This window comes from Nocardioides daphniae, from assembly GCF_004777465.1.
Lineage (GTDB): Bacteria > Actinomycetota > Actinomycetes > Propionibacteriales > Nocardioidaceae > Nocardioides > Nocardioides daphniae.
On the sequence record NZ_CP038462.1, the window covers coordinates 2856662 to 2881450 of the forward strand.

The 24789-nt window shown below is 72.1% G+C and carries 18 protein-coding genes and 3 pseudogenes; 4 read left to right on the top strand and 17 right to left on the bottom strand.

All coding sequences use genetic code 11. From position 1 onward, the window contains the following. Positions 1–105: 105 nt before the first annotated feature. Genes E2C04_RS14055 through E2C04_RS14065 form a run of 4 tightly spaced genes read right to left on the bottom strand, consistent with a single transcriptional unit; the run spans position 106 to position 3369 of the window. Positions 106–1368: an MFS transporter gene (locus E2C04_RS14055; RefSeq protein WP_135833065.1), complete on the bottom strand. Its 1263-nt coding sequence runs from the start codon at positions 1366–1368 to the stop codon at positions 106–108. Between the two features lie 9 nt (positions 1369–1377). Next, a complete protein-coding gene (locus tag E2C04_RS14060) occupies positions 1378–1815 on the bottom strand; it encodes a MarR family winged helix-turn-helix transcriptional regulator (RefSeq protein WP_135833066.1) in 438 nt (145 codons plus the stop codon). A 4-nt stretch (positions 1816–1819) separates the two neighbouring features. Next, the gene (locus tag E2C04_RS21605; protein WP_338088773.1) at positions 1820–2122 is read right to left on the bottom strand and encodes a hypothetical protein; all 303 of its coding nucleotides are present in this window, start codon (positions 2120–2122) and stop codon (positions 1820–1822) included. Next, positions 2083–3369, bottom strand: a complete 1287-nt coding sequence (locus tag E2C04_RS14065) for an NCS2 family permease (RefSeq protein ID WP_338088774.1) — start codon at positions 3367–3369, stop codon at positions 2083–2085. The genes E2C04_RS21605 and E2C04_RS14065 overlap by 40 nt, the downstream gene beginning before the upstream one ends. A gap of 85 nt (positions 3370–3454) precedes the next feature. Between E2C04_RS14065 and E2C04_RS14070 the strand changes: the two genes are divergently transcribed. Further along, a complete protein-coding gene (locus E2C04_RS14070; protein ID WP_229721570.1) occupies positions 3455–3763 on the top strand; it encodes a DUF2530 domain-containing protein in 309 nt (102 codons plus the stop codon). A gap of 164 nt (positions 3764–3927) precedes the next feature. Here the strand turns inward: E2C04_RS14070 and E2C04_RS14075 are convergent. The 5 genes and pseudogenes from E2C04_RS14075 to E2C04_RS14095 form a co-directional block, all read right to left on the bottom strand. Then, positions 3928–4556 (bottom strand): annotated as a pseudogene (locus E2C04_RS14075) (DUF3027 domain-containing protein); the annotation flags it as partial. 19 nt (positions 4557–4575) lie between these two features. Next, positions 4576–4970 (bottom strand): annotated as a pseudogene (locus E2C04_RS21060) (cold-shock protein). A 42-nt stretch (positions 4971–5012) separates the two neighbouring features. Beyond that, entirely contained in the window at positions 5013–5957 is a 945-nt protein-coding gene (locus E2C04_RS14085) for an FHA domain-containing protein (protein WP_135833068.1), read from the bottom strand. After that, the gene (locus E2C04_RS14090) at positions 5954–7039 is read right to left on the bottom strand and encodes an FHA domain-containing protein (protein WP_135833069.1); all 1086 of its coding nucleotides are present in this window, start codon (positions 7037–7039) and stop codon (positions 5954–5956) included. Before E2C04_RS14090 ends, E2C04_RS14085 begins: the two co-directional genes overlap by 4 nt. Positions 7040–7355: 316 nt before the next feature. Next, entirely contained in the window at positions 7356–7679 is a 324-nt protein-coding gene (locus tag E2C04_RS14095; protein ID WP_135833070.1) for a hypothetical protein, read from the bottom strand. 211 nt (positions 7680–7890) lie between these two features. On the opposite strand from E2C04_RS14095, the gene E2C04_RS14100 reads away from it, so the two are divergent. Both E2C04_RS14100 and E2C04_RS14105 read left to right on the top strand, forming a co-directional pair. After that, on the top strand, positions 7891–10191 hold the full coding sequence (locus E2C04_RS14100; protein ID WP_135833071.1) for a helicase-associated domain-containing protein: 2301 nt from the start codon (positions 7891–7893) through the stop codon (positions 10189–10191). A 24-nt stretch (positions 10192–10215) separates the two neighbouring features. Continuing rightward, complete coding sequence (locus E2C04_RS14105) at positions 10216–11850, top strand: DNA repair helicase XPB (protein WP_135833072.1); 1635 nt, start codon at positions 10216–10218, stop codon at positions 11848–11850. A 16-nt stretch (positions 11851–11866) separates the two neighbouring features. On the opposite strand, the gene E2C04_RS14110 is transcribed toward E2C04_RS14105, so the two are convergent. Genes E2C04_RS14110 through E2C04_RS14120 form a run of 3 tightly spaced genes read right to left on the bottom strand, consistent with a single transcriptional unit; the run spans position 11867 to position 16020 of the window. Next, positions 11867–12544 (bottom strand): GntR family transcriptional regulator, encoded by a 678-nt coding sequence (locus E2C04_RS14110; RefSeq protein ID WP_238694528.1) that lies wholly within the window; start codon positions 12542–12544, stop codon positions 11867–11869. Continuing rightward, the gene (locus E2C04_RS14115) at positions 12445–15183 is read right to left on the bottom strand and encodes an ABC transporter permease (RefSeq protein ID WP_202977804.1); all 2739 of its coding nucleotides are present in this window, start codon (positions 15181–15183) and stop codon (positions 12445–12447) included. Before E2C04_RS14115 ends, E2C04_RS14110 begins: the two co-directional genes overlap by 100 nt. A gap of 51 nt (positions 15184–15234) precedes the next feature. Next, complete coding sequence (locus E2C04_RS14120; RefSeq protein WP_135833073.1) at positions 15235–16020, bottom strand: ABC transporter ATP-binding protein; 786 nt, start codon at positions 16018–16020, stop codon at positions 15235–15237. A gap of 133 nt (positions 16021–16153) precedes the next feature. Here E2C04_RS14120 and E2C04_RS14125 point away from each other — a divergent pair, with 133 nt between their 5' ends. Further along, on the top strand, positions 16154–16765 hold the full coding sequence (locus E2C04_RS14125; protein WP_135833074.1) for an alpha-ketoglutarate-dependent dioxygenase AlkB: 612 nt from the start codon (positions 16154–16156) through the stop codon (positions 16763–16765). Here the strand turns inward: E2C04_RS14125 and E2C04_RS14130 are convergent. The 5 genes and pseudogenes from E2C04_RS14130 to E2C04_RS14150 form a co-directional block, all read right to left on the bottom strand. Then, positions 16752–17909, bottom strand: coding sequence for a DUF2207 domain-containing protein (locus tag E2C04_RS14130; protein ID WP_135833075.1), 1158 nt, complete (start codon positions 17907–17909; stop codon positions 16752–16754). The genes E2C04_RS14125 and E2C04_RS14130 overlap by 14 nt on opposite strands. A 34-nt stretch (positions 17910–17943) precedes the next feature. Then, on the bottom strand, positions 17944–18678 hold the full coding sequence (gene narI, locus E2C04_RS14135; RefSeq protein WP_135833076.1) for a respiratory nitrate reductase subunit gamma: 735 nt from the start codon (positions 18676–18678) through the stop codon (positions 17944–17946). Next, positions 18678–19373, bottom strand: coding sequence for a nitrate reductase molybdenum cofactor assembly chaperone (narJ, locus tag E2C04_RS14140; protein WP_135833077.1), 696 nt, complete (start codon positions 19371–19373; stop codon positions 18678–18680). Before narJ ends, narI begins: the two co-directional genes overlap by 1 nt. After that, positions 19370–21034, bottom strand: a complete 1665-nt coding sequence (gene narH / locus E2C04_RS14145) for a nitrate reductase subunit beta (RefSeq protein ID WP_135833078.1) — start codon at positions 21032–21034, stop codon at positions 19370–19372. Before narH ends, narJ begins: the two co-directional genes overlap by 4 nt. 17 nt (positions 21035–21051) lie before the next feature. Continuing rightward, positions 21052–24739: pseudogene (locus E2C04_RS14150) on the bottom strand (nitrate reductase subunit alpha). Positions 24740–24789 lie beyond the last annotated feature (50 nt).

Here is a 24789-nt window from a genome sequence, read left to right on the forward strand (position 1 = left end):
GCTGGGCTCGGGTCATGCGTTGTTGCTCTGTGCCTTGAAGAAGCGCGGCACACGGGCCAGAGGGCCGGGCGCGCGCATGGGTCTGGGCATACCAGACACGAGGACTCAGGCTACTCGGTTCGCCACAACAGGGTCAAAACGAGGTACCGGACGCCTGAGGAGGAGCCAGCGTACCCCCACCGCAGCCACCACGCCGACCACCGTGACGCCCCCACCGAGCAGCAGCGTCCACCGCGCGCCGAGCACCTCGCCGACCCAACCGAGCAGCGGTGCACCCAGCGGCGTGCCGCCCATCATCACCATCAGGTAGAGCGCCATCGCTCGCCCCCGCACCTCGGCATGGGTGTTGACCTGCATGTAGCCGTTGGCACTGGTGATGAGGGTCAGCGCGGTGACGCCCAGCACCGGGCACATCAGGGCGAAGGTCGTGTAGGTCGGCAGCGCGCCCGCGACCGTCACCGCCGCACCGAAGACCACGGCCGAGACGACGACCGTACGCAGCGTGAACTCGGCCCGGCGGGCGGCGACCAGGGAGCCGGCGAGCGAACCGACCGCCAGGAAGGAGCCCAGCAGGCCGTACTCGGTCGACCCCTTGCCGAAGACCTCCGTGGCCATCAGTGCCGAGGTCATCTGGAAGTTGAGCCCGAAGGTGCCGGCGAAGAAGACCACCGCGAGCACCAGCAGCAGGTCGGAGCGACGGCGTACGTAGCCGATCCCCTCCCGCACCGCCCGGAGCCCCTTGGCGGCGACCGGCGCCGGCACGGCCAGGCGCGAGGCGTCGAGCCGCTGCAACGTCAGCACCGGCGCCGCGTAGGTCAGCGCGTTGACCAGGATGACCCAGCCCGTGGCCACCTCTCCCCCGCCGAGTCCGGCGATCAGCACGCCGGCCAGGCCCGGGCCGACCAGGCGCGCCGCGTTGAACGAGGCCGAGTTGAGGCCCACCGCGTTGGTCAGGTCCTCCGGCTCGACCATCTCCGAGACGAACGCGTGCCGGGCCGGGGAGCCGAACGCCGAGGCGATGCCCAGCACGAGTGCCAGGACGTAGACGTGCCAGATCTCCGCGGTGCCGGTGACGGCCAGCACGCCGAGCGCCAGCGCCGGGACCGCCATCGAGATGTTGGTCAGCTGCAGCACACGGCGCTTGGGCAGCCGGTCGGCGAGCAGCCCGGCGAAGGGGCCCAGCAGCAGGAACGGCAGGAACTGCAGGCCGGTGGTGATGCCGAGCGCGGCGGCACTGTTGCCGCTCAGCAGCAGGACCAGCCAGTCCTGGGCGACGCGCTGCATCCAGGTGCCGACGTTGGAGACGACGCCGCCGGCTGCGTAGAGGCGGTAGTTGGGGTTGGCGAGTGATCGGAACGTGGGGCTCAAGTCAGGTGGTCAGTCTTCCTGCGCCAGTCGTTGGAGGATCGGGGTGGCCCGGCGCAGGGCGTCCCGTTCGTCAGGGGTGAGGTCGGCGAGCCGGTGGGCGAGCCAGGCGTCACGCCGGTCGCGGTCGGCGGCCAGCACGGCGCGCCCGGAGTCGGTCAGCGAGACCACGGCGACCCGGCCGTCGGTGGGGTGCGGGCTGCGTACGACGTGCCCGTCCTGCTCGAGGCACTTGACGGTGCGGGTCATCGACGGAGGCTGGACCCGCTCCCACGCGGCCAGCTCCCCCAGGGTCAGGTCGCCGCGCCGGTTGAGGGCGGCCAGCACCGACATCGCAGGGATGGAGACCTGGTTGTCGGGGTGACGCTCGCGGGCGAGGCGTCGGCGCAGCCACATCACGGCCCACCGGAGGTCGGCCGCCAAGGCTGTGGAGTCGTCGTGCGTGCTCATCTGCTCACCCCAAGTCATTACCTTCGCTAAGTATTCCCTCCGGACGCACGAAGGCCCGTCGCGCTGCTGCGCGACGGGCCTTCGGAGGTGTGCGTGACTCAGTTGATCCAGGCGGTGATCGGCGAGATAGCGAGTAGATGATGAAGAGCGCCGCGATGACCCACATCAGGGCGTGCACCTCACGCACCTTGCCGCGGACCACCTTGATCAGGACGTAGGCAAGGAAGCCTGCGCCGATGCCGGCCGAGATCGAGTAGGTGAACGGCATCAGGACGATGGTGAGGAACGCCGGGACGGCGATCTCCATGTGTCCCAGTCGATCTGCTTGACCTGCTGCATCATCAGGAAGCCGACGACCACCAGGGCGGGAACGGCCGCCTCCGAGGGGACGATCTCGACGATCGGCGCCAGGAAGATGGCCAGCAGGAAGAGCACGCCGGTGACGACGGCCGACAGGCCCGTGCGTGCACCCTCGGCGACACCCGAGGTCGACTCGATGAACGAGGTGTTGGAGGAGACCGATCCGGCACCACCGGCGACGGCGGCCACGGAGTCGATCACCAGGATGCGACGGGTGTTCGGCGGGACGCCGTCGGCGTCGTTGAGGCCGGCCTCGGCACCCACCGCGGTCATCGTGCCCATGGTGTCGAAGAAGTCGGTGAGCAGCAGGGTGAAGATCAGCAGGAAGACGGTGACGACGCCGAGGTTCTCCCAGGAGCCGAGCAGGTTGAACTCACCGAGCAGGCCGAAGTCGGGCATCCGCACGACGTCGCTGGGCAGCTCGGGGATGTTGAGGCTCCAGCCCGGGGTGACGAGCGCACCGGACTTCTCGTCGATGACGTGGTTGCCCAGGTTGGCGAACTTCTGCACGACGATCGCGACCAGGGTCGTGACGGCGATGGAGATCAGCAACGCGCCACGGACCTGGCGCACGAAGAGCGCGATCATCAGCACGAGGCCGAAGCAGAAGACGAAGACCGGCCAGCCCTGGAGGTTGCCGTAGAACCCGAGGTTGAGCGGGGTGCCGCCGAACTTGGAGACGAAGCCGGAGTCGACCAGCCCGATCAGGGTGATGAAGAGGCCGATACCGACCGAGATCGCCACCTTGAGTGCGGCGGGGACGGCGGTGAAGACCGCCTCGCGGAAGCCCGTCAGCACCAGCGCCAGGATCACCAGGCCCTCGATGACCACCAGGCCCATGGCGTCGGCCCAGGTCATCTGGTTGGCGAGGGTGAAGGCCACGAAGGCGTTGAGGCCCAGACCCGCGGCCAACGCCATCGGGAAGTTGGCCACCACGCCCATCAGGATGGTGAGGACACCGGCCACCAGGGCCGTGCCGGCCGCCACCGCGGCGAAGCTCAGCTCGTCGCCGTTGATGTCCGGCTTGCCCGACAGGATGATCGGGTTGAGCACGAGGATGTACGCCATGGTCAGGAAGGTGACCAGGCCACCTCGGAGCTCCTGGCCGACGGTCGAGCCGCGCTCGGTGATCTTGAAGAAGCGGTCGAGGCCACTGGGAGCAGCCTTCGCTGGGGAGTCGACGTTGTTGGTCACGGGGGCTGATCCTGCCACGCCGTTTGGCTGCTGGGTGTACTGAGGCTGGACGGGACCGGGTCCGCCCGGTTGGTAGGTTGCTCGTGTGCGCGACGAGCAGAAGCCTGACCACGGGCTCTTCAACGTGGCTGAGGTGCAGCCCCTCGACGTCGACGGCATACGCACCGTCGAGATCGGGACCGCCCTGTGGGCGGTGGCCTTCGTCGGCCTGCTGCCCTTCTGGTCCTCGCTCGCCGAGAGCGGTCGCCTGTGGTGGCTGTGGACCTGCATGGCCGGGTTGGGGCTCGGCCTCCTCGGCATCGACCACTGCCGACGCCGCCGCGCCCGCGGCGAGCTCACCCGTACGCCGGCCCCTCGCGGCGGTGGCGGGGGCGGGCGACGCCGCGCACGCTGAGCGCGCGGGCCACGTTCAGCGGCTCAGAAGGTCTCGAGGTCGACGGAGAAGCTGTCGAACGCGTGCTCCGGCACGGGCGCGGGCTGCTGCTTGCGCGCGAGCTTGACCTCGGAGTGCGCGCCGCACCCGTGGTCGTACGTCACGACGCGGCCGTCGTCGTTGGCGTTGCCGTTGGCACAGACGCCGAACATCTCCGAGAGCGAGCCCGACAGGCGCACCAGGAAGCCGCAGGACCAGCAGGACTCCGGCGCCGACTTGGCGATCGGGGCTCGGGGCCGCCGTCGCCGTCGTGCCAGCGCTGGGCAGCCAGGTCGAGGCCCTCGACGGAGAGGGTGCGCACCCGCCCCAGGCCCAGGTCGGCGGCGACGCCCTTGATCTGGGCGCGGTCGACCTCGCCGGTCTCCTCGCCCACCAGGTAGGTGGGGACCAGGCGCGGGTCGTCGTCGTCGACCGGCAGGAGGTCACCGGGCGAGAGGTCGCCGGGCTGCAGGCGCTCCTTGTAGGGCACCCACGGCGGGGCGACGATGGCGGAGCCACCGGGCAGCAGGACGACCTCGTCGACGGTGATCCGTCCGTCGCCACCGGCGATGGTGACGGCCCACTCCCACCCGACGTATCCGGGGTGGGTGGAGGCGAAGACGTGGGTGAGCGCGCCCTCCTGCTCGACGTACGAGGTCAGGTGCTCGCCGACCTGGTCGGCCGGCACCTCCTCGAGCAGCGCCGCGCGGGCGACGTCGACGGCGTCGACGAGCGCAGGGTCGACGGCGGGGTCGACAGTGGTGGTGGCGTTCACGTGGTGGATCCTCTCACGCTCAGCGGTCGAGCTCGTCGGCCAGGGCGCGGAGCAGCTTGGCGGTCGGGCGAGCCGTCCTCGCCTCGGGGTGACGGCCGTGGCGGTAGCCCTCGCCGAGGTCGTCGAGGAGCCGAATCAGGTCCTCCACGATCGTGACCATCGCCTCGGGGCTCTTGCGGGAGGCGTTGCGCTGGTTGCGCGAGACCGAGGTCGGCGGGTCGAGCAGACGCACCTGGAGGCCTGCTCACCGCGGCGGCCCTGGGCGATGCCGAACTCGACGCGGGCGCCGTTCTTCAGGGTGGTGACCCCCTCGGGCAGGGCGTCGGCGTGCACGTAGACGTCCGGACCGCCGTCGTGGGACAGGAAGCCGAAGCCCTTCTCGGCGTCGAACCACTTCACCTTGCCAGTCGGCACTTCTTCCACGCTCCTCGCAACGGTCGCGCCCCACGGCGCGACTCACGGCAAGGGTAGGACCTGGGAGGGTGCGGGGCCACTCGGTTCCACGACCGTGTCGTGGTCGGAGCGCCCGCAGACCCGCATCCACCGGTCGCCGACCCGGATCCGGTCCCCCGGCAGCACGGTGGTGGGACGCCCCGGCGTCAGCGTGCGGGCTGCGCCGCCGCGCACCAGCAGGGTGCCGTTGCGTGATCCCCGGTCGCGCAGCACCAGGCTGCCGTCGGGCAGCGCGGCCAGCTCGGCGTGGGTGGCCGACAGGCTGCCGTCCGCGGAGACGAGCCGGGCCCAGCCGGGCTCAGCCGGTGCGTCGGCCGCAGCCGCAGGGCGGCGGCCCACCACGAGTCGGTCGACGACGTCGAAGGTCTCGCCCCGGTCGCACTCCACCTGCCACCGCTGGGGCAGCACCGGGCCCGACCCGGTCCGTGGGTGCGGCACCTCGACCCGCTCGACGGTCTGGCCCAGGCGCAGCGCCATCAGGTTGACCGACGGGGGCTCACTGACCGTGGGTGAGGGCGGGAGGGCGCCTCCGACGCCGCGGACCCGGGTGCCGAACCACCGGTCGTGCCAGCCGCGCCGGCCCCCGGCCGGGTCGGTGGCCGCACCGAGTGCGAGGAGCGCCCAGGCGAGGCCGGCGGTGGGCAGGCCGGCGAGGGTGAGGCACGTCGTACGCAGCACTCCGCGCCCCGCGCCCGGCGGCCGGCCGCTGCGGTGGTCGACCAGGACGGTGCGGGCGAGCAGGCGCCCGGGCGTCCGGCCGGTCGCGCCGTCGCACGCCCCGAGGACCAGCACCACGAGAGCCGCGGCGGCCGGCACAGCCACGGGTGAGGCGCTCGGCGCCAGCCACCAGGTGGTGGCGGCCGTGAGGGCGACGAGTGCCTGGTCGAGGGTGAGGCCGCGCAGACGCGCGTCGAGGTCGGGCAGTCGTGACGCGACCCCCGCGGTCACGGCCGACGGACCTCGATCGTCACGCCGTCACCCAGGTCGATCACAGCACCGGGGAGCAGCGAGACCGGCGAGCCGGGGCGGAGCTCCTCCTGGGAGAGGCCGGGCTGGGCCACCACGGTGCCGTTGGTGGAGCCGAGGTCGGTGACCACGGCCGTACCGAGGTCGAGGCCCTCGCCCGGACGGATCTCGACGTGGGTGCCGGAGACCTCCTGGTGCGGGCTGGGCACCGTGACCAGGCGGGCGTCCGGGCTGCCCGGCCGCGCCGTCGGGCCACGCCCGACGAGGACCGGACCGTCGACCGGCACGGTGGCGCCGTGGTTGAAGACGAGCAGGGCCACGGCCTGGCGCTGCGGCGTGGTGACGGCGTCGGGCAGGTCGGGCGACTCCTCGGCCGGGACACCGAAGCCGAGCACGCTCAGCCCGCCCTCCTCGACCGGCGGGAGGTGGCTGGTGACCTCCTCCTGCCAGGCCGGCGTCAGCGGCACCGAGGAGAGCGGGACCGTCTCGAGCGGCTCCTCCTCGGTGGGCGGCGGGGAGGCCTGCGCCGGAGGCACGATCGGAGGCACGATCGGAGGCACGATCGGAGGCACGATCGGCGTGATCACCGGCTCGACCACCCGGACCTCGGGTCGGGCAGGAGGATCGGCAGGAGCCGGGACCTCCCCCCACATGAGGGCGCCGACGCGCGTCAGGCCCGGACGCAGGGTGAACTCCGCGGAGCCCTCCGGCCGACCGGGCAGCTCGACGACCAGTGCGACGATCCCGCTGAAGGAGTCCTCCGACCACACTCGGTCGCCGGCACGCACGCGCACGTGGCCGTCGTGGGTGTGGGCGACCACCTCGACCTCGCCGCGCACCAGCACGCGCACCCGGTCGTCGCGGGTCTCCACCAGCGCCAGGTCGCCGAGCGCTGAGATGCCGTCGGCCAGCAGCGCGTCGAGCACCGCGACCAGGTCTGCCCCGTCATCCACCAGCGGCCAGAGCGCCGCGGCCCTGGCGCGGTCGGCGGGCGGCAGGACCACCGTCACCGACGCGCCGACGACGCCGAACCAGCTCCCTGCCTGGGCGGTGCACTCAGTCATCCCTGCTCCTTCGACCCGATCGCCTCTCCTCTCCCCCACATCGACGACGAGCGCCGTCGCGTTGTCCGTGCCGCCTGCGGAGAGGGCTGCCGCGACCAGCGCGTCAGCCACCTCCTGTGGACGGGAGGTGGCGGTCAGCGCCGCCAGCACCGCCAGCTCCTCTCCACCGACGATGGCCGCTGACCCCGTCCGTGCACAGGAGCAGTCGCGCGCCGCGGACAGCGGCAGCTCCAGGAAGTCGGGCTCGGCACCTCCCTGCTGCTGAGCGCGCGGGTGACCACGTGGCGCTCGGGGTGCACGGCCGCCTGCTCCGGCGTCAGCTCGCCGCGGGCCAGGAGCTGCGCGACCACCGAGTGGTCGGCGGTGACCTGCCGGGCACCGGAGGGCTCGACGGCGTACGCCCGCGAGTCACCGACGTGGGCGAGCAGCCAGCCGGCCCGTCGGCACCGCTGACCAGGACCGCGACGACGACCGTCGTGCCGGCGTACCAGATGCGTGAGTCCTCGCTGTGCCGCTCGACATATGCCCTCAGCCGAGCCTGCGCCCGGACCAGCAGCGAGCACCGCGTCGCGGCGCCTGCCGGCGTGAGCTCGCGGCCCGCGAGACGGGCCAGCTCCTCCACGGCGATGCGGCTGGCCACGTCTCCCCCGGCGTGGCGCCCATCCCGTCGGCGACCACGAAGACCGGGGAGGAGGCCGCCCAGGCGTCCTCGTTGACGGTCCGCACGTGCCCCACGTGGCTCGCGCCCGCGTGCGTCACACGTGACGCCGACCCGCGCCCCACCTCAGATACATTGCCGTCCTGCCTCGACCCGGCCCCCGCACGGGGACTCGCCGAGTAGCGTAGGAGGGATGTCGGCACGCTGCACCGTCCACCCCCGCCCGTGGGGGCGACCGCCTGCCCCCACCCTCTCCGAGCACCTGCGCAGCTGGTCGGACGAGCGCCTGGCCCACCTCTTCGCCCTCCGCCCCGACCTCACCACCCCGGCACCCCAGGACTCCGGCCAGGTGGCCTCCCGGGCCGGCACCCGGGCGTCGGTGCTGCGTGCCCTCGACGACCTGACCCGGCTCGAGCTGGCCGTGCTCGACGCCGCGGTCGTCCTGGGCCACGCGACGCGCGAGGAGCTGCTGGCCGTCGTCAACGCCGACGACGACGCCGCCGGGGAGGCGCTCGACCACCTGCTCGCCGTCGCCCTGGTCTGGCCCTCGACCAGCGGCCTGCGCGCGCTCAACGGGGTCGCCGACGCGTTGCGCGGCGACACCGCCAGCGGCGTCAGCGGGCTGCGTCCGGTCGCGCCGCACGCGCTCACCCGCGAGCAGGCCGTCGAACGGGTCGCCGCCCTCTCGCCCCAGGCGCGGGCGCTGCTCGCCCACGTCGCCGACAGCGGCGGTGAGGCGACCACCGGTCGGGCCCGCACGCCCCGCTCGGTCGAGGAGGCGACCACCCCGGTGGAGGAGGTGCTGGCGCACGGACTGCTCGTGCCCAACCAGAACGGCGCCTTCCAGCTGCCGGGCCAGGTCGGCCTCGCCCTGCGCGGCGGCACCACGACCACGGCGCTTTGCGACGACGTACCACCGGTGGCCACCAGCGAGCGCGACCCGGCCCTGGTCGACCGGGTCGCCGCCGGCGCCGCCTTCGAGCTCGTACGCCGCACCGAGCTGCTGCTCGACCACTGGGGGCTGCGGCCGCCCACCGTCCTGCGCAGCGGCGGCCTGGGGGTGCGCGAGCTCAAGGCGGTGACGACCGAGCTGCACGTCAGCCCCCACGAGGCGGCACTGGTGCTCGAGGTCGCCGTCGCCGCCGGCCTGCTCGCCGAGGGCCCCGACGCCGACGGCGTGAGCGCCTGGCTGCCCACCCACGCCTTCGACACGTGGAGCGCCTCCGACCCCGCCGAGCGGTGGCTGACCCTGGCGCGCGCCTGGTGGGCCAGCCCCCGCCTGGCCGGCCTCGTCGGCACCAAGGACCCAGCAGGCAAGACCCGCAACGCGCTGGCCCCCGACGCCTCCAGCGTCTTCGCCCCCGAGGCGCGCGAGATGGCGCTCCGCGAGCTCGTGGGACTGCCCCGCGGACAGGCGCTCGCCCCGGGCACCGGCCTGCCCTCGCTGGTCGAGCGGATCGGCTGGCTGCGGCCGCGCCGCCCCCGCAGCCGCGACGAGATGGTCGTCTGGGCGGTGGCCGAGGCCGCGATGCTGGGGCTCACCGGCATGGACGCCGCTGCGTCGTACGCCGCCCCCTTCCTGGCCGAGGACCACGCGGCCACCGTCGCAGCCCTGGCGCCCCTGCTGCCCAGCGCGGTCGACCACGTGCTCGTCCAGGCCGACCTCACCGCCGTCGCCCCCGGACCGCTCACCCCGGACCTGGCCCGCACCCTGCACCTGGTCGCCGACGTCGAGTCGCGCGGTGGCGCGACGGTCTACCGCTTCACCCCGGCCTCGGTCCGCCGGGCGCTCGACGCCGGCTGGTCGGCCGCCGAGATCCACACCTTCCTGGCCGAGACCTCGCGCACGCCCGTTCCGCAGCCGTTGAGCTACCTGGTCGACGACGTGGTGCGCACCTTCGGCACGGTGCGCGTCGGGCACGCCGAGTCGTTCCTGCGGGCCGACGACGAGCAGGCGCTGACCGAGCTGCTCCACCACCCCCAGGCCGCCTCCCTCCACCTGCGCCGCATCGCCCCGACGGTGCTGATCTCCACCCTCCCCCTCGACCTGCTGCTGCCGCGTCTGCGTGAGCTCGGCCAGGCGCCGGTCGTCGAGGCTGCCGACGGCACGGTGCACGTCGCGCGACCCGACCTGCAGCGGGCGCGCACACCGCGTACGACGCCGGCACCGGCGACCCGGGCCCGCGAGACCGCGCGGGTCACCGCCGTGGTCGCGGCCGTGCGGGCCGGCGACCGGGCCTCCGACGCCGCCCCGGCACGCTCCACGACCGCGACCACCCCCACCTCCGCGCTGGCCGTGCTGCGTGAGGTGATCGAGGCGTCGGGCACCGTGCTCATCGGCTACGTCGACAACCACGGCACCACCACCGAGCGCATCGTCGACCCGCGCCGGCTCGAGGGCGGCCAGCTGACGGCCTACGACCACCGCACCGAGGACGTACGCGGCTTCTCGGTGCACCGCATCACCGCCGTCACGCCGGTCCCGCAGCCCTGAGGGACGCCCCCGTAGTCTTTCGGGGTGAACGACGGCCCCTTGATCGTGCAGTCCGACAAGACGCTGCTGCTGGAGATCGACCACGAGCGCGCCCAGGAGTGCCGCCGGGCGATCGCCCCCTTCGCCGAGCTCGAGCGCTCCCCGGAGCACGTGCACACCTACCGGCTCACCCCGCTCGGCCTGTGGAACGCGCGCGCCGCGGGCCACGACGCCGAGGAGGTCGTGCACACGCTGCTGGAGTACAGCCGCTACGCCGTGCCGCACGCACTGCTGGTCGACGTCGCCGAGACGATGGCCCGCTACGGCCGGCTGCGCCTGGAGAAGCACCCCACCCACGGGCTGGTGCTCTCCAGCACCGACCGCCCCGTGCTCGAAGAGGTGCTGCGCGCCAAGAAGGTCAAGGGCATGCTCGGCGAGCGGCTCGACGACGACACCGTGGCGGTGCACCCCTCCGAGCGCGGCAACCTCAAGCAGGCGCTGCTCAAGCTGGGCTGGCCAGCGGAGGACTGGGCCGGCTACGTCGACGGCGAGGCCCACGCGATCGACCTGGCCGAGGACGGCTGGAGCCTGCGCGACTACCAGCGCGACGCCGCGGAGTCGTTCTGGCACGGCGGCTCGGGCGTGGTCGTGCTGCCCTGCGGCGCCGGCAAGACGATCGTCGGCGCCAGCGCGATGGCGCACGCCAAGGCCACCACCCTGATCCTCGTCACCAACACCGTCTCGGCGCGGCAGTGGAAGGACGAGCTGGTGCGCCGCACCACGCTCACCGAGGATGAGATCGGCGAGTACTCCGGCGCCGTCAAGGAGATCCGCCCGGTCACCATCGCGACCTACCAGGTGCTGACGCTGCGTCGCAAGGGCGTCTACCCGCACCTCGAGCTGCTCGACGCCCGCGACTGGGGCCTCATCGTCTACGACGAGGTGCACCTGCTGCCGGCGCCGATCTTCCGGATGACCGCCGACCTCCAGGCCCGTCGCCGCATCGGTCTGACCGCGACGCTGGTGCGGGAGGACGGCCGCGAGGGCGACGTCTTCTCGCTGATCGGCCCGAAGCGCTACGACGCCCCGTGGAAGGACATCGAGGCGCAGGGCTGGATCGCGCCCGCCGACTGTGCCGAGGTGCGCGTGACGCTCACCGACGCCGAGCGGCTCACGTACGCCGTCGCGGAGAACGAGGACAAGTACCGCCTCGCAGCCTGCACCCCGGCGAAGCTCGCGGTGGTCAGGCGGTTGGTGGAGCAGCACGCCGACCAGCCCACCCTGGTGATCGGTCAGTACATCGACCAGCTCGACGAGATCGCGGAGATGCTCGACGCCCCCGTGATCAAGGGCGACACCTCGGTGAAGGAGCGCCAGCGCCTCTTCAACGCCTTCCGCTCCGGCGAGATCTCGCTGCTGGTCGTCAGCAAGGTCGCCAACTTCTCCATCGACCTGCCCTCGGCCGAGGTGGCCGTGCAGGTCAGCGGCTCCTTCGGCTCACGCCAGGAGGAGGCCCAGCGCCTCGGACGGCTGCTGCGCCCCAAGGACGAAGGGAAGACCGCGCACTTCTACACGCTGGTCTCGCGCGACACCGTCGACGCCGAGTTCGCGGCCAACCGGCAGCGCTTCCTGGCCGAGCAGGGCTACGCCTACCGGATCGTCGACGCCGCCGACGTGTGAGGCGTCGGGCCGGAGGTCAGCTCGACGGGCCCAGCTGGAGGTAGAGGGTGAAGCGGTCGCTGCGGTAGGCCGAGCGTGACACCTCGACCACCCGCTCGCCGTGCACGGCGCGACGCGAGACGCGGAGCACCGGCGCCAGCTCGCCGGCGGCGAAGTCGAGCAGCTCGCGCTCCTCGTCGCTGGCCAGGTCGGCCTGGATGGAGTCCTCCGACCAGGTGGGCCGCAGGCCGCGCAGGCAGAGCGCCTCGTACAGGCTCTCGGGCATGACGCTCTCGAGCACGCCGGGCAGTACGTCCGGCGCGAGGTAGACATCCTGGACGCAGATCGCCTCTCCCCCGGCGCGCCGGAGCCGCCGCCAGTGGACGATCGCGGAGCCCGCCTCCACCTCGAGGGCGCGGGCCACACCGGGACCGGCCTGCTCGACGCGGGCCAGCAGGGTGACGGTCTCGGCCACCTGGCCACGGCGTGCCACGGCCTCGCTGAAGCTGGCCACCTGGGTCTGCTGGCGACGGGGACGGGCGACGAACGTGCCCCGTCCGGGCATCCGCTCCAGCAGACCCTCGACGACGAGCGCGTCGAGCGCCTGGCGCACGGTCATCCGGGCGACGCCGAACTGGCTGACCAGCTCGCGCTCCGACGGGGCCGGGGTGCCCGGGGCCGCGCCCTGGACGAGCTTGCGCACGTGCTCGCGCACGACGACGTGCTTGAGCTCGCGCGCTGTCTCGACGGTCTGTCCCACGCGCCGCAATCTAGGACGCCGACCCCCTCCGCGTCCGGCGAATGCGACAACGTCACACCGCCGACCGCCTCACGCGGTCGAGATCGCCTGCAGCACGTCGAGCCTGGCGGCCCGTCGGGCGGGCAGCACCGCGGCCAGGACCCCGACCAGGAGGGCGACCGCCCCGAAGAGGCCGAGCTGTCCCAGGGCACGGCGATGACCTCGAGGCCCTCGTCGCGCAGCGACTTCATCAGCGCGATCCCGAAGCCGACGCCGAGGCCGATGCCCAGGCCGGCGCCCAGCAGCGCGATCACCACCGACTCGACGGTGATCATTCGGCGCAGCTGGCTGCGGTTGAGGCCGATCGCCCGCAGCAGCCCGATCTCGCGGGTGCGCTCGATGATCGACAGGGCGAGGGTGTTGACGATGCCGAGCACGGCGATGAAGAGGGCGAGACCGAGCAGGGCGAAGATCATCAGCACCATCTGGTCGATCGGTTCGCGCTGCTCGGCGGCGAACTCGCTCTGGTCCTGCAGGATCACCGTCGGGAGCTCGGCGACCACCTGGGAGAGCCGGTACTCGACGATCGCCGACGGCGACTCGACGTCGATGATGAGGAAGTTGTCCCGGTCGCCCAGCTTGAGCCGCTCGAAGGTCTTCGGCGAGGTCACCACCGGGAACGGCACCACCGGTGTGTCGGCGAAGATGCCGACCACCTTCAGGGTGACCCTGCGCGAGTTGATCAAGCTCCTGAGCCGGCCGCCGACGCGCACGCCGCGCTCACGGGCGTACGTCTCGCCCAGCACCGCCTCGCCCGGGCGCAGGTCGGTGGTCCGGCCCACGACCCGCTGGAGGCCGACGAGCCCCTGCAACGCGCCCGGCGGGGCGGCGGTGAACCCCTGCGGCGTGGGCTCGCCGTCGAGGACGACCTGGCCCCAGGCGAAGCGCAGGGCTGCCACGTCGCGCACACCCTCGACCTTGCGCATCTCCTGCGCGACGGTCGCCGGGAACGACTGCCCCGAGACGTTGGAGGCCACGTAGTCGCCGCGGAAGTTCTCCGCGAGCGCCCGGTCGACGCTGGCCTTGGCGGAGTCGCCCACGATGGCCATCGTGGTGGCCAGGGCGAGCCCGATCATCAGGGCCGAGGCGGTGGCCGTGGTGCGGCGCGGGTTGCGCAGGGAGTTCTGGCCGGCCAGGTGGCCGACGGTGCCGAGCAGCTCCGCGAAGAACCACCGTGCGGCCAGCAGGAACGGCTGGCACAGCACCGGCGCCGCCGCCGCGACCCCGAGCAGGATCGCCAGGATGCCGCCACCGACGTACCAGACCGCATTGGCGACGTCGTCGCCCAGGCCGTGCCACAGCGAGAGCCCACCGAGCGCGACCAGCACCAGCCCGCCGGCGAAGCGGTTGCGCAGCGACGTCTCCGGCATCGCGACGTCGTCGCGCATCGCCTGGACCGGCGCGATCTTGGTGGTGCGCCGGGCGGGCAGGCCGGCGGCGGTCATCGTGACCAGGATGCCGACGACGTACGCGACGACGAAGGTGCGTGGGGCGAAGACCAGCGGCTGCCCCGACAGGTCGAGGCCGAAGGTGCCGAAGAGGGCACGGATGACCATCGCCATCACGATCCCCAGGCCGATGCCGAGGGTGGAGCCGGCGATCCCCACGACCAGCGCCTCCAGCAGCACCGAGGCGCTCACCTGTCGGCGCGATGCCCCAAGCGCGCGGAAGAGCGCCAGCTCCTTGCTGCGCTGGGCGACGAGGATCGAGAAGGTGTTGACGATCAGGAAGGCGCCGACCACCAGCGAGATGCCGGCGAAGATCAGCAGGAACGTGGTGAGGAAGGAGATGCCCCTGAGCAGACCGGAGGCCGACTCGTCGGCGACGTCGTCACCGGTCCGGGCCTCGTAGCCCTCGGGGAGCACCTTCGCCACGGCGTCGCGGAGCTCGGCCTGGCTGACTCCGGGCTCGGCGGTCACCCAGGCGGTGTGGAAGGTGTCGGGCTCGGGGAGGAAGAGCTTCTGGGCGGCCTTGGTCTCGAAGCCGACCCAGGTGGCGCCGCTGAACGACCCGCCCTCGGCGAAGTCGGCGACCCCGACCAGCGTGGTGGTCACCACCTCGTCCCCGACCACGACGTTGACGTCACCGCCGATCGTGTGGCCCGAGCGGGTGGTGGTGATGGCGTCGAGCACGATCTCGCCCGGCCCGCGGGGCTCGCGTCCGGTCACGATCTCCAGGCCGGTGAGGCCGTGGCCGGCGGGGGCCCCGGTCCAGTTGCCGGCCAGCGAGGGTGCGCCGAGCGTGCCGAGCGGCTTGTTCTCCTTGTCGAAGACGATGACGCTGGTCGCCAGCACGTTGCCGTCGGCGCGGGCGGCGCCGTCGACCTTGGCCAGCTTCGCCACGAGCGAGACGGGCAGCGTCGACGGACGGGGGGCGCTGGCGCCCTGGCCCGGCGTGCCGGCGACGACCTCCTCGGCGTCGGCCTTGACCGGCGAGACGACGACGTCGCCGACGGTCGAGGCGAAGAGGGCGGTGAAGCTGCGGCCCAGGGTGTCGGTGAAGACCAGCGTCCCGGCGACGAAGGCGACGCCGAGCACGACGGCGAAGGTGCTCATGAGCAGCCGGACCTTGCGGCCGAGCAGGCTCTTCAGGGCGGCCGGAACACCTCAGCCCCCGTGCGCGACCGCAGTCATGGCGGTCATGATCTCCAGGACCCGCTCGCGCGTGGGCTGGCGCAGCTCCTCGACGATGCGCCCGTCGGCGAGGAAGACCACCCGGTCCGTGTACGCAGCCGCGACCGCGTCGTGGGTGACCATGACGATCGTCTGCTGGTGCTCGTCGACCGAGCGGCGCAGCAGTGACAGTACCTCGGCGCCGGAGTGGGAGTCGAGGTTGCCGGTGGGCTCGTCGGCGAAGACGATCTGCGGCCGGCTCACCAGCGCCCGGGCCACGGCGACGCGCTGCTGCTGGCCGCCGGAGAGCTCGTTCGGCTTGTGGTCGAGGCGGTCGCCGAGGCCCACGGTCCGGATGACGTTGCGGTACCACCGTCGGTCGGGCTTGCGCCCGGCGATGGAGAGGGGCAGGAGGATGTTCTCCTCCGCCGTCAGCGTCGGGACCAGGTTGAAGGACTGGAAGACGAAGCCGATCTCGTCGCGCCGCAGCCTGGTCAGCGCGTCGTCGCCGAGCCGCCCGATCTCCTGGTTGCCGATCCAGACCTCGCCACGGTCGGCGGTGTCGAGAGCCGCGCAGCAGTGCATCAGGGTCGACTTGCCCGAGCCGCTGGGGCCCATGACGGCGGTGAACTCACCGGCCTCGATGTCGATGCTGACCCCGTCGAGCGCCCGGACCGCCGCCGGGCCGTGCCCGTAGGTCTTGCTCAGGTCACGCACGCGCGCTGCTGGGGGGCCGAGCCCGTACGGGTGCCCGGCCGCGTGCCTCGCGGCGCCACTCATGCTCCAACCCTCCCTTGCCGCGCCAAATGACGCGGTCCCTCCCTCGGTGAAACCATAGGGGGCCGACGGCTGTGCGCAACTCGGGTGACCGTAAAGCTTGCCGCATCGAACACCTGTTCGATACGGTGGGGTGGTGGAGTACCAGACGACGCTCTTCGCCCTCGACGCCCCCGGGACGGCCCCGCTGGCGCCCGAGCGGCGCGTGCTCAGCCACGGCGCCTGGGTCGACGTGCAGCGCAGCTGGCTCGGCGAGGCCGACGACGTCTTCCGCACCATGGTCGACGAGGTCCCGTGGCACGCGGAGCAGCGCCAGATGTACGACCGCGTGGTGGCGGTCCCGCGTCTCCTGCACATGTACGGCGTCGGCGCGCCGTTGCCGCACCCCCGGCTGGCCGAGGCGCGCGAGGCGCTGTCGGCGCACTACCTGCCCGAGCTCGGGGAGCCGTTCGTGACCGCCGGGTGCTGCTTCTACCGCGACGGCCACGACTCCGTCGCCTGGCACGGCGACACGATCGGCCGGGGCCGCAACCACGACACGATGGTCGCCATCGTCTCCCTGGGCGACCCGCGCCGCCTGCTGCTCCGACCGCGTGAGGGCGGCCGGTCGATCGCGGTGACGATGGGTCACGGCGACCTGGTCGTCATGGGCGGCAGCTGCCAGCGCACGTGGGAGCACGCCGTGCCGAAGCAGGCGCACGCCGGCCCGCGGATCTCGGTCCAGTTCCGTCCGCTCAACGTGTTCTGATCCGGGCCGCGAGCCGCCGCCCGGCGTTGGTCCGCTTGACGGTGAGGCCCGGGCGCACGGCCGGCAGCGCGAACGCCGCGAAGGCGCCGGGCACCAGGGCGACCAGCGACATGTGGGGGCCCAGCAGGACCAGCCACACGGCGTACGCGACCAGGGCGGCGACGACGCCGAAGGCGATGCCGCTGCGCGGCCCGGCGGCGCTGACCAGCCCCTCCCGGGTCGCCCACCCACGCAGCTCGGCGGTGGTCGCCGGGTCAGGTCCCCGACCGCTGAGCAGGTAGGCCGCCTGCTCCGGGCTCACCCCCTCGACGGGCACGGCGTCCGCCGCAGTCGCGTCGTCGAAGGAGGCACCCAGGGCGATCCGCCGTCCGAGCCATCCCGCGAAGACGACGGCGGCCGCCACCGGTGCCAGCAGCCACGGCCACGGGCTGAGCACCGGGTTCATCCACACCGGCCAGAGCTGGCGCGTCCGGGCCTCGGATGCAGCCACGGGCAGGCTCGCGGTGACCGTCACCGGCGTACGCGGCGCCAGCCCCTGGGCCGTCACGGTCACCGTGGCGCCGTCGACGTCGGCGGCGCAGCCGGTCTCGCCCTGCGCGCAGGTGACCTCGGCATCGGGGGCGGCGGGGAGCCGCAGCGTCAGCTCCGCGACGTCGACGGCCTGCGCGATCGTGTCCGGGACGAGCTCGGCCCTCACCTCCGAGGCGCCGCTCCCGCTGGCCAGCTGGACGTCGTCGATCTCGTACTTGAGAACCACGGTGTGCTGGCCGGGCTCACGCAACCGACCCCCGACCTCGACCACGTGGAAGCGGCCGCCCTGCTCGGTGCGCCACTCGAACTCCCCCGGGCGCCCGTCGACGACGACGGCGACCTCACGAGGCACGCGTCGCAGGCGCGGCTGGTCGGCGTCGTACTCGTCGAAGACCCGCGAGACGGCCGCGCCGCCGTCGCCGACGTCGAGCACCAAGGTCTCGGTGGCGACCAGGTCGGCGTCGTCGTCGACCTCCAGCACCGCGTTGTAGCGGCTGACCCGGACCTCCGCACCACCCGCGCTGGGCGCGTCACCCACGAGGTAGCGCAGCGCAGGGAGGCAGGCGAGGGTCACGAGCGCGGCGAGCACCAGCCACGGCACCACTCTCGTCATGGGCCCGACCCTAGTTCCCGGAGGGCAGGAGTGGTCAGCGGCGCCCCGCGGGCTCGTCCCAGCCGCGTCGGGGGCTGCGGCTGCCCATGGCCTCGTCCCGCGAGCGGTAGACGATGTAGGGCCGGGTGAGGTAGCCGACGGGCGCCGAGAAGACGTGGACCAGGCGGGTGAAGGGCCACAGCGCGAAGAGGGCGAAGGCGACCAGCGCGTGCAGCTGGAAGCCGATCGGGGCGTCGGCCATCAGCGAGGCGTCGGGGTTGAAGGCGAGGAACGAGCGGTACCAGACCGAGACGCCCTCCCGGTAGTTGTACTCGCCCCCGAGGGTGAAGATCGACCCGGCGATGGTGTTCCACATCCCCAGGAAGATCGCGGCCGCGAGGAAGAGGTACATCACCTTGTCCATCCCCGTCGTGGCGCTGAAGACCGGCCCGACCGTGCGCCTGCGGTAGATCAGGATGACCAGGCCGACCGTCGCGGCGATGCCGGCCAGGAGCCCTCCACCGACCGCCACGTAGTGGTACATGTGGTCGTCGATACCGACCGCGTCGGTCCACGACCGCGGGACCAGCAGCCCGATCACGTGGCCGCCGACGACCCCGAGCATGCCGAAGTGGAAGAGCGGGGAGCCGAGCCGCAGCATGCGGTCCTCGTAGAGCTGCGACGACCGCGTGGTCCAGCCGAACTTGTCGTAGCGGTAGCGCCACACGTGGCCGACCACGAAGGTGGCGAGGCAGAGGTAGGGCACGATCACCCACAGGAAGACGTCCATCAGGGGGCTCCCACCGGGATGCGGGCCGACGAGATCAGGGTGGGGCCGCCCGGTGGCGGGGCCAGGGCCGGGTCGCCGTAGCCCCCGAGCCCCACCTCCTCGGCCGGTGGGCCGGCCTCGACCAGACGGCGTACGGCGTCGGCGTCGTCACCGTCGAGCGGCGGCAGGGTCGCGCAGACCGCGGCCACCACGCCCCACCACGGCGAGCCCAGCCCGTCGTCGAAGCCGGCCAGGGCCAGGCGGAGCATCTCCAGGCCCGCCCGGTGGTCGAGCAGCAGCTTCAGCGCACCCGCCGTGTCGACCAGCGCCCCGAACTGCAGCACCACGCTGACGTGGTCGGGCAGCTCGTCCTCGTCGGGGTCGAACTCGACGCCGGCGGCGCGGTAGGCCTCCTTGAACTCGACCAGCGCCAGCCCGCGGCGGCGGGTGTCACCGTGCGAGAAGTAGGTGAGGTAGGGCGAGCACTTGCGGGTCAGGTCGAACGCCTTGACGTAGTCGACCTGCAGCTCGCGCAGGTCGTGCGTACGCAGGTGGTCGATCACCGGCTGCAGGTGCGGGTCGTCGGGCACCAGGGCCTCCAGCCCGTCGAGGGCGGCCAGGAGCCGCTCGTCGGGGTAGTCGAGCAGGGCCGCGCAGACCGCCCACACCGGGCGCACGTCCCGCTGCGTCCCGCGACGCGTACGTCGTGACCTCACCGCGCACCTCCCGACTTCGGCGGGAAGAGTCCCTCGGGGACTCCCCGGCCGTCCCAGTTGAGCAGGTTGACCCGCCCCGCCTCCGCGCCGCCGCCGGCCAGCTCGTCGCTGGTGTCGGAACCCTGCCGTTCCTTGAGCATCTGGAGGTTCTCCGCGGCGACCGGGTTGAGCCGGCCCGAGCCCTCACCGAAGAGGCTCTGCTGCTGGCCCCCGCCGTACTCCGAGACGGGGCAGTCGGTCGCCAGCTCCTCCAGCGCGTGGGCCTGCTCGGCGTGGGCGGTGGGGATGACGTAGCGCTCGGAGTACTTGGCGATCGCCAGCAGCCGGAACATCTCGTACATCGTCTCGCCGTCCATCCCCACGGAGGCGGGGATCGACTCGTCGGGGTCGCGCCCCAGGTTGATGTCGCGCATGTAGGAGCGCATCGCTGCGAGCTTGCGCAGCACGTCGTTGACCGGCGTGACGTCGCCGGCGGTGAAGAGGTTCGCCAGGTACTCGACCGGGATGCGCAGGGTGTCGATGGCCGCGAAGAGGTTCTCCGCGTCCTCAGCGTCGTGGCCGGTCTCCTTGATCACGTCGACGACCGGTGAGAGCGGCGGGATGTACCAGACCATCGGCATCGTGCGGTACTCCGGGTGCAGCGGCAGGGCCACCTCGTAGCGCGAGATCAGCGCCCAGATCGGGGAGCGTCGCGCGGCCTCCATCCAGTCACCGGGGATCCCGGCCTCCTCCGCCGCGGCCTGCACCTGCGGGTCGAACGGGTCGAGGAAGCACTCCCGCTGCGCCCGGTAGAGGTCCTGGTCGTCCTCCACCGAGGCGGCCTCGAGCACCTTGTCGGCGTCGTAGAGCACGAGCCCGATGTAGCGCAGCCGACCGACGCAGGTCTCCGAGCAGACGGTCGGGATGCCGACCTCCACGCGGGGGTAGCAGAAGGTGCACTTCTCGGCCTTGCCGGTCTTGTGGTTGAAGTAGACCTTCTTGTAGGGGCAGCCCGAGACGCACATGCGCCAGCCGCGGCAGCGGTCCTGGTCGACCAGGACGATGCCGTCCTCGCTGCGCTTGTAGATCGCGCCGCTGGGGCAGGAGGCCGCGCAGGACGGGTTGAGGCAGTGCTCGCAGATCCGGGGCAGGTAGAACATGAAGGTCTGCTCGAACTCGAGCTTCACCTTGTCCTCGATGCCCTTGAGCATCTCGTCCTTCACCGCGTGCTTCGTGGAGCCGGCGAGGTCGTCGTCCCAGTTGGCCGACCACTCGATGTTCATCGTCTTCCCGCTGAGCAGGGAGACCGGGCGGGCGACCGGGAAGGTCTTCGACGCAGGCGAGCGCAGCAGCGTCTCGTAGTCGTAGGTCCAGGGCTCGTAGTAGTCCTGGATGGAGGGCAGCTTGGGGTTGGAGAAGATCGTGACCAGCTTCTTCATCCGGCCGCCGGCCTTGAGCTTGAGCCGCCCCTTGGGGGTGCGGACCCAGCCGCCCTTCCACTCCTCCTGGTCCTCGTAGGTCCGCGGGTAGCCGAGGCCCGGCCGCGTCTCGACGTTGTTGAACCAGACGTACTCGGTGCCGCTGCGGTTGGTCCACGCCTGCTTGCAGGTGACCGAGCAGGTGTGGCAGCCGATGCACTTGTCGAGGTTCATCACCATGGCCATCTGAGCCATCACGCGCATGTCGTCGCCCCTGTCCCTCAGTACTCCACCGGCGTGCGCCGCTTGCGGATCGTGGTGACCTCGTCGCGGTTGTTGCCGATCGGACCGATGTAGTTGAAGAAGTAGGCCAGCTGCGCGTAGCCGCCGACGATGTGGTTGGGCTTGAGCAGGATCCGGGTGAGGCTGTTGTGGATGCCCCCGCGCTTGCCGTCGCGCTCGGTGAGCGGCACGTCGATCAGCCGGTCCTGCGCGTGGTGCATGTAGACGGTGCCCTCGGGCATCCGGTGGCTGACGATCGCGCGGGCCGCCACGACGCCGTTGCGGTTGACCATCTCCACCCAGTCGTTGTCCTCGATGCCGACCTTGGCCGCGTCGCGGTCGGACATCCACACCGACTGCCCGCCGCGGGAGAGCGAGAGCATGAAGAGGTTGTCCTGGTACTCCGAGTGGATCGACCACTTGTTGTGCGGGTCAGGTAGCGCACCACCACGCCGAGCTCGTCGGTCGTGCCGAGCGTCGGCTCGCCGAAGAGGTGCGACATGTCCAGGGGTGGGCGGTAGACCGGCAGCATCTCGCGCGTCCCGAGGAACCAGTCGTGGTCGACGTAGAACTGCTGGCGCCCGGTCAGCGTGTGGAACGGCTTGCCGCGCTCGATGTTGATCGTGAACGGGCTGTAGCGCCGGCCGCCGCTCTCCGAGCCGGACCACTCCGGCGAGGTGATCACCGGCACCGGCGCCACCTGGGTGTCGGCGAAGGTGATCTGCTTGCCCTCGTGCTCGGCGGCCAGGTCGGCCAGCTCCATCCCCGTGCGCTTCTCCAGGAACTTGAACCCCTGGGTGGCCAGGTGGCCGTTGGAGACCCCGGCCAGGTGCAGCATCGCGTCGGCCATCTGCACGTCGGTCTCGACCTTCGGCTGCCCGTCGCCGGCGCCGCCGCGCACCACGCCGTTGCGCTTGCGCAGGATCTCGACCTCACGTCGTACGTCGTAGGCGACGCCCTTGGTGAGCATGCCGACCTTCTCCAGCAGCGGCCCGATCGACGTCATCTTCTCGAAGATCGCGGCGTAGTCGCGCTCGGCGACCGCGATCACCGGCATCGTGCGGCCCGGCACCGGGTCGCACTCCCCCATCCGCCAGGTCCTTGACCACGCCGTGCTCGGTGGCCATCGCCTCCGGGGTGTCGTGCCACAGCGGCTTGGCGACGACGTCCTTGCGGGTGCCGAGGTGGGTCGCGGCGAGCTCGGAGAAGCGCTTCGCGATCACCTTCCAGGTGTCCCAGCCGACTTGGCTGCCACGGCGGGGCGATCGCCGGGTTGAAGGAGTGCACGAAGGGGTGCATGTCGGTGGTCGACAGGTCGTGCTTCTCGTACCAGGTCGCGGCCGGCAGGACGACGTCGCTGAAGATCGTGCTCGAGGTCATCCGGAAGTCGATCGTGGTGAGCAGGTCGAGCTTGCCCTCCGGCGCCTCGTCGGCCCAGCGCACCGAGGTCGGACGGTGCTCCGGCCCGGCCTCGGCGGCGGTCGCCGAGCTGTCGGTGCCGAGCAGGTGGCGCAGGAAGTACTCGTTGCCCTTCGCCGAGCTGCCCAGCAGGTTGGAGCGCCACAGCGACAGGATCCGGGGGTGGTTCTCCTCGGCCTCAGGGTCCTCGACCGCGAACCGGAGCCGGCCCTCCTTCAGCTCGTTCGCGACGTACGCCGGGACCTCCATGCCGGCAGCCTCGGCGTCGTCGGCGAGCGTCAGGGAGCTGCGGTCGAAGGTGGGATAGCTGGGCGTCCAGCCGAGCCGCACCGACTGCGCGAGCAGGTCCATCACGGTCTTCCCGGCGAAGTAGCCGGTGCCGGAGTCGAGGTCGTCGGCGGAGAAGGTGTCGTAGCGATACTGGGACGTGTTCACGTACCAGTACGCGGTCTGGTTCATGTGGCGCGGCGGGCGCTGCCAGTCCAGCGCGAAGGCCATGTGCTGGAAGCCCATGATCGGGCGGATCTTCTCCTGCCCGACGTAGTGCGCCCAGCCGCCGCCGTTGCGGCCCTGCGTGCCGGTGATCGTGGTGAGCAGCAGGATCGTCCGGTAGAGCTGGTCGGAGTGGTACCAGTGGTTGACGCCGGCTCCGAGCAGGATCATCCCGCGGCCCTCGGTGTCGATCGCGTTGCGCGCCCACTCCCGCGCCAGCCGGGTGACCTGCTCGGCCGGGACGCCGGTGTGCTGCTGCTGCCACGCCGGGGTGGCGGGCACCGAGGGGTCCTCGTACGACGCGGGCCACTGTCCCGGCAGCCCGTCGCGGGCGACGCCGTACTGGGCGAGGAGCAGGTCGAGGACGGTGGTGACCAGCCGGTCGCCCACCTGCACCGCAGGCACGCCCCGGCGCTCGTGCGCGACGCGGCCGTCAGGTGCGTCGAAGCGGGGCAGCTCGACCTCGTACGCCCGTGCCCCGGCCAGCCCGTGGAGGGTGAGCAACGGGTCGATGTCGCCGAGGTCGAGGTTCCACTGGCCCTCCCCCTCGGCGCCGAAGCGGTGGCCGATCGAGCCGCGAGGGATCCGCACCTGACCCGCGGCGTCGATCACCGCGGGCTTCCACATCGCGTTCTCCTGGCCACCCTCGGGGTGGTCGACGTCGCCGGCGACCAGGAACTTGCCCGGCCGGACCGCACCGTCCTCCCCCACCTCGAGGGAGACGAGGTGGGGGAGGTCGGTGAAGCGCTTGTTGTAGTCGACGAAGAACGGCACCTGGGAGTCGACGAAGAACTCCTTGAGGATGACGTGGCCCATCGCCATCGCCATCGCCCCGTCGGTGCCGGGCGCCGGGCTCACCCACTCGTCGGCGAACTTCACGTTCTCCGCGTAGTCGGGCGCCACCGCGATCACCTTCTGGCCGCGGTAGCGCGCCTCGGTCATCCAGTGCGCGTCGGGGGTGCGGGTCATCGGGACGTTGGAGCCCCACATGATCAGGTAGCCGGCGTCCCACCAGTCGCCCGACTCGGGCACGTCGGTCTGGTCGCCGAACATCTGCGGCGAGGCGTTGGGCAGGTCGGCGTACCAGTCGTAGAACGACAGCATCGGTGCGCCGATGAGCTCCAGGAAGCGGGCACCCGAGGCGTAGGAGACCGGCGACATCGCGGGGATCGGCGAGAAGCCGGCGATCCGGTCGGGCCCCCACCGCTTGACCGTGTAGACGTGGGCGGCGGCCACGATCTCGGTGACCTCCTCCCAGGTCGCCCGGACCAGGCCGCCCTTGCCGCGGGCCGCCTTGTAGCGCTTCGCCTTCTCCGGGTCCTGGACGATCGAGCCCCAGGCGACCACCGGGTCGCCGTACTGGGCCAGCGCCTCGCGGAACATGTCGAGCAGCACGCCACGGACGTACGGGTGGCGCACCCGCGTCGGGCTGTAGGTGTACCAGGAGAACGCGGCACCTCGGGGGCAGCCGCGGGGCTCGTACTCCGGGCGGTCGGCGCCGGCGCTGGGGTAGTCGGTCTGCTGCGCCTCCCAGGTGATGATCCCGTCCTTGACGTAGACCTTCCACGAGCAAGAGCCGGTGCAGTTGACGCCGTGGGTGGAGCGGACCACCTTGTCGTGGGCCCACCGGTCGCGGTAGAACGCGTCGCCCTCGCGGCCGCCGGTGGTGGTGATCGTGCGGCGGTCGTCGCTCACCTCGCTGCGGGTGAAGAACCGACGGGTGCCGACCAGGGCGTCGCTCAGCCCGCCGTCGAAACCAAGCTTCGCGTCGCTCACAGGTCTTTCCCTTTCGCCGCCGTACGCCGTCGATCGAGGCTGTGTCGCAG